Genomic DNA, 11,385 nt, shown 5'->3' with positions numbered 1-11,385 from the left:
TTATCTCTCTTTTAAAATCCGAATAGAATGATGGGTTTTATTTAACGTTCGCGTTTCTCCATCTTTAAATTTTATCACAGCGTCATTGTTATCACCTAAATCAACTACTTCACCTTCACCGAACATTGTATGCGAAATTTTATCCCCTATAATCATTTTTGAATTAATTGATTTGATTTCATCTTCGTTTGTAATGCTTAAATCTAATCCGTAGTTTGAGCCGGCAATCAACGAATCTTGCACATTAATTCCTATTTCATTTACAAACTGAGATGGTTCCTTATCTAAATTTGTTCCGATTATTTTGCCTCGTGATGAACTTATAAATAATTTCTTTTTTGTCCTTGTTACAGCAACATATGCTAATCTGCGTTCTTCTTCAAGCATCTCTTCATCAAGGATTTTGTTATCTTTATCATACAATCTTTGAGTCGGAAAAACTCCTTTAGTAAGCCCGACTAAAAAGATGTTATCATATTCTAATCCTTTAGCTGAATGGATAGTCATCAAAGTAACAAAATTGGTATTACCATCTGAATCATCATTTACAGATAAGAAATTAATATAATTTAAATAATCTTCAATTGTTTTATCTGGATTTTTCTTTTCCCAAATCGCAATTGAGTTAATTAATTCATTAACATTTTCTTCGGCAGTTCCGCGTAGATTTTTGTTTTTTTCAATAAATTTAAAATATTGTATTTCTTTTAAGAAAAACTCAATGACTTGTGCAATTTTTGCTTTTGGTTTAATCAAGGCTTTATGATATCTGGCAATTAAACCGATAAAACCTTTAATTTTTTCCGAAACATAACGATGTTCCTTAATAAATCTACTTCAGTTTTTCATCAATGCTGTTAAGGTACTGTTTTCATTAGTTGAATCAACAAAATGTTTAATGATTTGAAGATTTTTTTCACCTAAACCACGATTTGGAACATTAATAATCCGCTGCATTGATAACTCATGACCGTTAAAGATTACTCTTAAAAATGCAACTGTGTCTTTGACCTCACTACGTTGATAAAACTTAGTCCCATTCATAATCCGATGTGGAATTCCTTCTTCAATAAGGATTTGTTCAAAAGCACGTGAATAAAAGTTAGAACGATACAAAATAGCAATCGATTTAAGTTGATTTTTCTCTTTTTTAAGTAAGTTTATCTCATTTACAACTCATCGAGCTTCTGCTTCTTCGTTGAAACTATGCATATATTTAATATTTACTCCCGATTCATTATCAGTAACTAAATCTTTATTAAAACGAATTTTATTATGCTTAATTAACTTATTAGCAGCATCTAAAATCTTCTTTGTAGAACGATAATTAACATCCAAAACAACTGTTTTAGCATTTGGAAAATCTTTGTTAAAATTTAAAATTAAATTAACATCTGCTCCTCGTCAATTATATATAGTTTGATCTGGATCACCTACAATTGTTAAATGTGTATGTGGTGTAATAATACTCTTAATAATTTGATATTGCAGCACCGATGTATCCTGAAACTCATCAATTAAAATATAATCATATTTATTCTTATATTTTGTTAAAACATCGGGACGTAATGTAAATAAATTATTAGTTTGTAAAATTAAATCATCAAAATCTAATGCTCCATTTTGCGCTAAATAATTAGTATATTGTACATAAATTTTGTTTAAAATACTTTTTTCACCTTCTTCTTTATATAAATCAGAAATGTTTTTATTAAAGTTTTTTATGTGAGAAATATGTTGCAATGCACTTTTATAACTTACTTCATTTGTTGTAATATCAAATTCTTTGTATATTTTTGCTAGAACTTGTTCTTTATCAGCTTCATCGATAATAATAAAATTATTTTTGTATCCTAATAAATGAATTTCTTTTTTCAAAATACCAGCACAAAAGGAGTGAAATGTCATAATGTTAAGCTTATCTTTGCTTTCATTACAGTATTTTTGAATTCTACCCGACATCTCTTGTGCAGCCTTGTTAGTAAAGGTTACAGCTAGGATTTTACTTGGAGAAATTCCATATGCATTGATTAAATAGGATACCTTTCGAGTAAGTACCTTAGTTTTCCCTGTTCCGGCTCCTGCTATAATACGTAAAGGGGTATCGAAATATTTAACTGCCTGTGCTTGATGTTCATTAAGATCAGCAAGCAAATTAATCTTCTTATTTATATTCATATGCTTCCTTTATGGTAAGTTAAATTGATCACTACGATATATTTGTCTTCATTGATAGCGAAATGGTTCTAATATATATTGATTGTTTGAAGTTGCTTCAATTTGTTTATTAAAAACCACTCTTGAGTTAGTTAAAAAATCAGTTAATGAAAGTCTTTTTTTTCAAAAAACTAATAAAGAATAATTAGCAAATTTAGTAAAACCAAGTATAGAAAATAAGGTAGTGCTAACTTTAATAGCAATATCATTCTTGATACTTTCATTGAGTTGTGGGATTTTTTTATCTGTAACTTTTATATCAGATGGATAAATAGTCGCAAGAAAAAATAAAAAAATAAATGATATAAAAAATGCAGCAATAATATTTCTCTTTAAGAGCATTTTTATCTTAAATACTTTACTGTCGGTGTCAATTACTTTACATTTAAAAATATATTCACCGAACATTTTTCCTTTTGTTAGTCAAGGGAAAAAGAAATAATATAAATTTGATCAAAATATTGCGATAACAAATGCTAAATAGTAATTTAAAGCATTTATTTTTTCTTTTATAACTGAATTATGTGAAAATCCTCAAAAGATTAAATAAATAACTATTGCATAAATAATAAAATTTATTAAATCGATTGTAAATCTTCTTAAAAAATTAACATTTTGATACATTATTCTAATGCTGACAAAATAGGTATTTTGCGAAGTTTCTTGCTATCAGATAAAATCAGTGAAGCTTCAGTTGATGTTTTTCTTATATATGGATTTGATGAATCGTAATTATTTGCACAAAATTGGTTTTCTAACTTCGTTAATAACTCAAAATGTTTATCAAGTAAAAATTTACTTCTTTTTTCTTTAATTATACTTCTTTCATTAAAGAAAATTGTACGATACATTAAAGAAGTACCAGTTAAAAATCCAGTTAAAAGCAACTTAATAAAATAGGATTTAGCATATATAAATTCTTCAGCACATCTATCTTCAATTGGTTTATTTAGCATTCATTTTTCTATTCCATTAAAACTACCAAGGAAATATTTGGTATTAAATCAAATATCAGAATCAAAATATTCACGATATATTCTGTAATCTAAATACATATAAGTTTTTGCTTCTAATAATAAAATATAATTTATTTCAATACACATTTTAGTATCATAATTGTTTGCAGGAATATAATTTATTACCTTTTTTACTAGTTGTTTTTTGAAAATTTTATTAAAAATAAAAGGGAAAGCATATGCAATTACTGATTTATTTTTGCTAATTAAAACAGACTTATCAATTTGTTGTCGAAGTTTGGGTTTTCAACTAATAGAACCAATTATTCTTGGTTTAAGTTCTAATATATCAACATCATAAAATTTTGCTTGATTGACTATTTCAGAAACATAATTTTTCTTTAAATGACTTTTGCTATTTATTACAGCGATAAAATCGCCATTAGCGAGTTTAAAAGCACTAAGTAAGTTATACTGATATGAATTAATTTTACTGTTATATATAACAATTAAGCGTTCTTTAAAGAAGTCGTAATATTCACTAATTACCTTCATAACTTGTGCTTCTTCATTGCTATGATTAAGGCATAAAATAACCTCAAAATCCTGGTTATCTTGTTCAACTAAATCTTTTAAATATTTTTTAACATCTTTTTTATATTTATTATCAAGCGAAATCAATGAAAGCTTCATTTGAACTCCTTATTTACTATAACATTAATTTTATCATATTTATGCATAAATTCATTAAAAATGACCTTTCAAACTGTGAAAAGTCATTTTTATTTATAATCGTTAATCCCGTTGAAGACTTGCTCTTCTGTTTTATTAACTTCTCAATAACCACTTGCATCACGATTGATTTTAATTCTTTGATGTATTTGTTCAAAGAATACAAAAAATCTTGTTGTAACAAATAAACTTGATATAAGTAATATTAATAATCCAAGCAACATAAAGACACCAAATCATAGGTTTGTTGTTTTATTAAGAGCTATTAAAATGATTAAAGTGATCATTATTATTATGAGCAGATAAATAAACTTAGTAATCGATTTGCTAATTACATCGTTTATAACTAATTTAACATCCGTTTTTGACAAACTGTGTTGATGGTATCTATGTCGTATTACTTCTTTGATGTTGGCAAATAAAGTAGTTGTAATATAAATATATATTGATTCCAAGATTAAGAATGCTACTAGAACATAATTATTTAATGGTACTCTAGTAATGAATAAAATTGCATATAGACTTAAAAACAATAAGATAAATCCTAATAAACCTGCTACAGCATATGTAATACCTATTCGGATAATATAGTAAATTACAATTAATGCAGAGAAAATAGCAAATAAAATAATTGAAATAACTAATGATTTGCTGAGTTCTTTGTTAGAAAGTTTGATAAAATCAATTTTTAAACTTATATCGGTTGCACCTTTTATTATTTTTTGAATCTGGATAATTTCTTGACCCGATAAATTTTGCTTAGATGTTGCAATGATGCTATAGTAATCATAATTTGAATTTCTTGCTATGTTATATACTATGTTATAAGATTTCAGTTCTGAATTTTCATTTAGTTTATTTACTAATTCTTTTGCAATTGAGTTGGATAAACCTAAATGCGAATTATTATAATTATCAGTAATAAAAAACATTGTTCCACGACCTGCATTTGTATCAATGCTAAATGATGCTAATGTATTTTTATAAACTGTAGATAAAGCAATAAAAACAATTAATCCAACTACTATTATAATGAAAATAAAAATAATTAAGTAATTAGATGTTTTTATTCAATTAACTTTTGAAAAGTTTGATTTAGGTAATGTGTCTGTTTTTCGATAAATTCCATAAATTCAATTCTTTTTTTCAAAACCATTATTTATTATAAATTCAAGAGTATATTTATTAAATATTAAAACAACAAAAACTAAAAAGACTGAAGCGATTACATATATTACCGAAGCAATATTAAATGTGTTTTGTCCAAGGAAATAGGTAAATATACCAAGTATTAGGATTAAAATATTCGTATCAACAATTGACCTAACTGAATCGCGATATGAATTTTTGATTGCTTTTTTCTGAGTATCTCCTTTTTTTATCCGATGCTTCATTCGATCAAAAAGTAAAATACTAGTATCCAAAAAGAATCAATAACTAGAAATAACAAAAATAAAGGTGTATGGTGAATATTCCCCTCGTAATGCTGTAAAGATTAATAATGTTAGGAAAATATATAACGCTGCAGAAATAGTGTTTAATGCTCCTAAAATACCATAATTAACTATCATAAAGATAGAAAGAACTACAAAAATAGTAATTGCAGCAATCATTGTATAAAACATTGTAGAATTATCAATTTCTTGATGAGCATATACACTTGAAACAAGATCTAATTTATAATCATCAAGTGCAAAATTAATCTCATTTGCCAAATCTGTAGCTTGATTATTTGTATAATTATTTGATAGAAGAATTGGTTGTCCGTTTTGATTAATCAATAAACTACCGATAAAATATTTTTTAAGGTTTTCTTTAATCAAGTTATCTTTTTGTGCATTTGGTTCCCTAACACGTTCATTAACATGTACATAATTTCAAAGATTTTTGTTTGCTTTTTGTCAACCTGATGCATCATTTTTTGCAATTAATTCTAAATCCTTATAATTAAGTCAAAAAAGCATATGTTTATCTTTCGATCTTAATACACCCTCAGTTGCTTGTGCCCATTCTGAATTTTCTGAAACAGCAATAGATATAAAGTTTGAATTATCAAAATTTGAAGGTGTATAACTAGCACCATCTTTTTTAAATGGTGGGAATAATTTATCATAATCAGCAGTATCTAAACTAAGATTAGAATTATATTTACCTTCTAAGAATAATGGTCTTAAATCAGAATCCGTAATTAATAAACTTGGTTTATCTACCAATTGATGTTCAAATTTTGATTTTTCATCATCGTTAAAATTTCCGCTTTTATTTACCAACAAATAACCATCGGATAATGTTGTAACATTGCTACCACTAATTCTCTTTGCAATATCTAGATTAACTTTCTCTGTTTCAGAAGCATTTGCTAAATTACCATTATATTTCACCGATATAACAGTTTTAATCCCATTAGTGTAATCTATGGATGTGTTCGATGATTTACCAATATAAAAAATGCTACCAAACACAATCGTAATAATTGCAGAAATGAGCATAAAAATACTTATTATGGATCTAAAAAATTTGTTTGAAAATAATAATTTTTTCATATTATTCATAAATATAATATACCACAATTTATGGTTTTTTTTAGTAAGATTTAGTATTTGTTATAATATTTTTTGTGAAATTAAGTAATCAATCCCTTTAGATGTAATTCTCCTTCCTCGTGAACTTTTTTCAATTAAATTAAGATAAAGCAAAATCGGTTCAATTTCAGTTAGGATATCGCCTTTTTCTCGAATAGTTAGACCTGAAATAGTGTTTAATGACACACTATTTTGATCAAAACCATCCTTTAGAATTTCTAAATACTGAATATGTTCGTTTGTTAATCCGTATTTATAAATTTCCAAACTTCTTAAAGTTTTCTTAGTAATCTTTTTATCAATAATACCATTATTATGAGAGATAGCAAAATCGTGAACACGTTGAATGATGTGATTTGCAATTCTAGGTGTTAACCTTGAATATTCACATAAAATTTCTAAAATTTCAGTTGCAACTTTTATATTCAATTTGGTACATGTATTCTCAAGAATTCGTATAATATCATCTTTTGTGTAATTAATAATTCTACCAATATAGCCAAAACGATCCTTAAGTGGTTGGATTATTTCATTAATTTTAGTAGTTGCTCCAATCAAAGTGAATGGTTTTATCTTCATACGCATCGATCGAGAATTACCATCTACACCTATGATTAAGTCAAAAACAAAATCTTCCATTGCATTATATAAAAATTCAATCACTGCTTTATTAATACTATGGATTTCATCAATAAATAATATATCTCCTTCGTTAATTACAGAAAGCATACTGATTAAATCAGATTTCTTCTCAATATTTGCTCCCTGAACATAATGAATGCTTTTGCCATATTCATTTGCTATAATTGTAGCTAATGTTGTTTTACCCATACCGGGTGAACCATAAAAAAGTATATGTGGAAGTACTTTGTCTTGGACTTTTGAACTTTCTATAATTGTTTTTAGTGTATTTTTTAAATGATTTTGTCCTATAAAATCATCAAAATTTTGAGGTCTAAGCTCTAATTTCTCCATCTTTATTTCCAGTAATTAAACCAATGCTTTCTTCAAGCATCTTATCAAAGTCTTTTTTCTCAGTAATATTTAAAAGCGCATAATCAATTTGTTTTTTCTTGAATCCTAATGTTGATAATGTGTTTGATAATTCATTAATCATTGCAGTTGATTCAGAATTAGTTTGAATGCTTTTATCAACCATTTTTCTTCATTTATCACCTAATTCTAAGCATATAAGTCGTGCTGTTTTTTCACTTACAAATTGACATTTTGCAATTTCTTCTCAATTATTTTGTGCAATTGCATTTGCTATTAATTCTCAACCTTTATCTAAGATGATAATCGCTACTTTTGGTCCTACTTTATCTACATTTAGTAAATCCATAAATAGGATTCTTTCTTTAAATTCCTTAAACCCATAGAAATTATGTAGATAATCTGTTGAATGTTCATAAATGTATATTTTCAATTTTTGTCCTAATTCAAAGCGATTTATACTTGGAACAGTTACAATGTAGCCATCTCCTTTGTTTTCAAATATCAAGTTATTTTTATTTTTGTGAACTATTTCACCAATTTTATAAAGTATCATTTTTTCCTCCACAATATATATAAAAAAAGAACTAATTACAAACTAAAAAAGGCGAAAAAAAATAGCAAATGCTACTATTTCTGAATTCTGTCACTTTGTGCAACATAGTGTTTAACTTTTACACCTTTGTAAAAACCACAATTTCAGCATACAACATGTTGTTCAATTGCTTCTGAACAGTTACTGCATTTTACTAAATTAGGTAATGTTAAAGCACTGTGTGTTTGTCTTTTGTGTTTACGTTGTTTAGATGTTTTACGTTTTGGTACAATAGCCATGGTTTTCCTCCTTTGTGGTTTTTTTTAATAAAAATTATCTTAATAATTGAAAGCTTTTTAATTATATTAAAAAAGATTATAAATAGAAATAAAAAAATTATGTTTTTTATCTAATGAAATTTATACTTAATAGATTCTTCCAAAAACATTAACTTTTACTTTTTTAACTATATTACAGTTGTAAAAATACAACTGGAAGATAATTATAGTTAGTATTTTAATGTATCTTGATATAAATCGTAAAACATCCCTGAGACAACGGGTTGGTTTTTATAAAATAAAGTTTTATAATCTTGTGAAATAAACACATAATTTCGGGTTTGAATATCTTTGATTTTTGTTAATATTTTGGCTGGATAATGAAAATGCCTAGATAATGGTATCTTGTAAAAATAATCTGACTTTTTCTGCTGCATATCATAATCTTTTGCATAAACAAATATTCCGTTGCTTCGGAAATTAAGTTGTGTGTTCTCTCTTTTATCTAGTATTTTATGATATAAAAGATTGCTCTTTCCTAATTTATTATTATAATCACGATATTTTTTTAAGTCTTTTCGCATTCTTTTAAAGGTAAAAAATGAATTCGTGTATAAAAACAAATCAATTCCAAAAAGCACCAATAAAGTTATCATAACTGCATTAAAAGTATCGTATGAATTTGTGTTAATCTTTTGTTTTAACAGTATAAATAAGAGCAAAATAGAAATAAACGAAATTACACTGATTATTGTTATAAAAATTAGAATTTTAATATATAATTTAATTCTTTGATACAAGAAATCAAAAACTTTGTTATCAATCTTTGCTTTAGCATTCTTAAGTCGATATAAACTAAAACTAATATAATCTGATACAAATTTGTTATAAGGTATCAGAAATCAAATCATCGAATAAATTATACCTATCATATTCTTCCTTAATCTTTTTGTTTTTATAATTATATCATTTGATATAAATTCACTAAATTTTTGATATTTTTAGTCTAATTACTTTTATTTTATAAATCTTATGATATAAATATTAATAATTATTATTCTTATTTACAAAATTATAATATTTCCTTAAAAATAACTTATCAAATTAATGCAGGAGCATAAATGAACAATACTATTCCTACTAAAATTTTAGGTTTAGGTGGTTTACTTGAAATAGGTAAATCTACCCTTATAATAGAACATTTAAATCATATTTTTATCATTGATTCAGGAATTAAATTCGCTGATACTTATAATACTGGTATCAAAGGGATTGTACCTAGATATGAATATTTAAAGCAATCTAATAAAATAATTGAAGGTGTTTTTATCACTCATGGGCATGAAGATCATATTGGTGGAGTTGTATATTTAGCAAAACAAGTTAATATTAAAAAAATCTTTGCCCCAAGAATTGCAATTCAATATTTAAAATTAAAATTTGATGAACATAAAATTAATAAAAATATCGAATTTATCGAGATAAATAAATCAGATGTACATTACTTTGATAATAATTGTAAAGTTGATTTTTGAACTGCACAACACTCAATTCCAGATGCTTTTGGTATCAGAATTACAACTCCAAATGGTTCAATAATGTGTACTGGAGATTTTCGTTTTGATTATACTCCAATTGGTAATTACACAGATTTTGCCCGCCTCGATGAAATCGGAAAACAAGGACTTACAGCACTTTTATCCGATTCTACTAATGCAATGCGTCCTAATCACTCACCAAGTGAAAGTGATATTTTGACTGACATTGAACGTATTATTACTGATGCAAAACACAAAATTGTTGTTACAACTTTTGCATCAAACCTTACAAGAGTTAAAGTTATTATCGAACTAGCTCAAAAGTTAGGTAGAAAGGTCATTACATTTGGAAGATCAATGATACAAGGAGTGAAAATTGGCCGCAAGTTAGGTTATATAAATGTTAGCGATGATGTTTTAATCGATAAAAAACAACTTGCAAGCACACCTAATAAGGATTTACTAATTTTAACCACCGGATCACAAGGAGAACAATTAGCAGCTTTATCAAGGATGAGTTATGGTAAACATGCTACTATAAAAATAACCAAAGGTGATGTAATTATATTTTCCTCAAGTCCAATTCCTGGAAATCGTATGGTTGTAGAATTACTTATTAACCGACTTTATAAACTAGGAGCAATAATCAAAGAAAATGGTATTGATGGTTATTTACATACGTCTGGTCATGCATATCAATGAGAGCATGACAAAATTTTTAGACTAACTAAACCCAAATACTTTCTTCCTTATCATGGTGAATACCGAATGTGTGTTGCACATGGAAAAACAGCCATATCAAATGGTATAAATCCAAAGAATGTTTTGATTTTAGAAAAAGGTGATGTATATCATATGTTGAATCAAAATATCTATAAAACCAATGAGAAAGTTGATTTTGGACCAGTTTATATTGATGGTAATAAAGTATTAACAATTAATGCAAATATTATTAAACAAAGGGAGATGCTGAAAGAATCTGGTTTTGTAAATATAGTATTTTTAATAGATAAAGAAAAAAATATGATTATTGGTAGACCTAATATTATCACTCGTGGAAGTTTCTTTGTTAAAACATCCAAAGAATTAGTAGATGAAGCTCGACGTATTAGTCACGGAGCAATCTTACATCAAATCAAAAACTCGAATAATTGAACCACCAAGGATTTAGAAAAAGTTATTATCGATAGATTATCTAATTTGTTTTATAAAGAAAAACGTCGTAAACCAATTATTATTCCTACAATTATATTTACCGAAGAAACAGCTGATGAAAGGATAAAAGAATGTAAAATTAATTTTACTAATTCTAAATCAGATACACAACTTTGCCATATCGAAAACAAAACACAGATAATAAAAAACAACAAAAAACAAAAACAAATGCTTGATGATTTAAAGCAAGAAATTTTTGGTGATGTTTGTGCAGATGATGATCATGACGAAGATGATGAAATTTAAAATAACAAGGTTTTCTTGTTATTTTATCTTGGAGTTGGACTAAAAGATTAATAACCAATTATATTAATCTTTTTCGCAATTCTTTATGTTTAT

General features: G+C 26.2%; 9 protein-coding genes. 1 reads left to right on the top strand and 8 read right to left on the bottom strand.

The window, feature by feature from the left end:
- The 8 genes from ACXYRQ_RS00935 to ACXYRQ_RS00900 all read right to left on the bottom strand — a co-directional run bounded on the left by ACXYRQ_RS00935 (window position 1) and on the right by ACXYRQ_RS00900 (window position 9,225).
- Entirely contained in the window at window positions 1–2,178 is a 2,178-nt protein-coding gene (locus ACXYRQ_RS00935; protein WP_458614517.1) for an ATP-dependent helicase, read from the bottom strand.
- Between the two features lie 9 nt (window positions 2,179–2,187).
- Complete coding sequence (locus ACXYRQ_RS00930; protein ID WP_458614516.1) at window positions 2,188–2,841, bottom strand: RDD family protein; 654 nt, start codon at window positions 2,839–2,841, stop codon at window positions 2,188–2,190.
- Complete coding sequence (locus ACXYRQ_RS00925; protein ID WP_458607252.1) at window positions 2,841–3,866, bottom strand: glycosyltransferase; 1,026 nt, start codon at window positions 3,864–3,866, stop codon at window positions 2,841–2,843. Before ACXYRQ_RS00925 ends, ACXYRQ_RS00930 begins: the two co-directional genes overlap by 1 nt.
- Before the next feature lie 89 nt (window positions 3,867–3,955).
- Entirely contained in the window at window positions 3,956–6,448 is a 2,493-nt protein-coding gene (secDF, locus tag ACXYRQ_RS00920; protein ID WP_458614515.1) for a protein translocase subunit SecDF, read from the bottom strand.
- 60 nt (window positions 6,449–6,508) lie between these two features.
- Window positions 6,509–7,462: a Holliday junction branch migration DNA helicase RuvB gene (ruvB, locus tag ACXYRQ_RS00915; RefSeq protein WP_458597482.1), complete on the bottom strand. Its 954-nt coding sequence runs from the start codon at window positions 7,460–7,462 to the stop codon at window positions 6,509–6,511.
- Window positions 7,443–8,036: a Holliday junction branch migration protein RuvA gene (gene ruvA / locus ACXYRQ_RS00910; protein ID WP_435128490.1), complete on the bottom strand. Its 594-nt coding sequence runs from the start codon at window positions 8,034–8,036 to the stop codon at window positions 7,443–7,445. Before ruvA ends, ruvB begins: the two co-directional genes overlap by 20 nt.
- A gap of 74 nt (window positions 8,037–8,110) precedes the next feature.
- Window positions 8,111–8,314, bottom strand: a complete 204-nt coding sequence (gene rpmF, locus ACXYRQ_RS00905) for a 50S ribosomal protein L32 (RefSeq protein ID WP_435128492.1) — start codon at window positions 8,312–8,314, stop codon at window positions 8,111–8,113.
- Between the two features lie 209 nt (window positions 8,315–8,523).
- On the bottom strand, window positions 8,524–9,225 hold the full coding sequence (locus tag ACXYRQ_RS00900) for a hypothetical protein (protein WP_458614514.1): 702 nt from the start codon (window positions 9,223–9,225) through the stop codon (window positions 8,524–8,526).
- 189 nt (window positions 9,226–9,414) lie between these two features.
- On the opposite strand from ACXYRQ_RS00900, the gene ACXYRQ_RS00895 reads away from it, so the two are divergent.
- Window positions 9,415–11,292, top strand: a complete 1,878-nt coding sequence (locus ACXYRQ_RS00895; RefSeq protein WP_458597487.1) for a ribonuclease J — start codon at window positions 9,415–9,417, stop codon at window positions 11,290–11,292.
- Window positions 11,293–11,385 lie beyond the last annotated feature (93 nt).

The sequence above is a fragment of the Mycoplasma sp. 394 genome (genome assembly GCF_054353895.1).
Note: the sequence above shows the minus strand (reverse complement) of the source record. Positions and strands in the feature narration are given on the sequence as shown.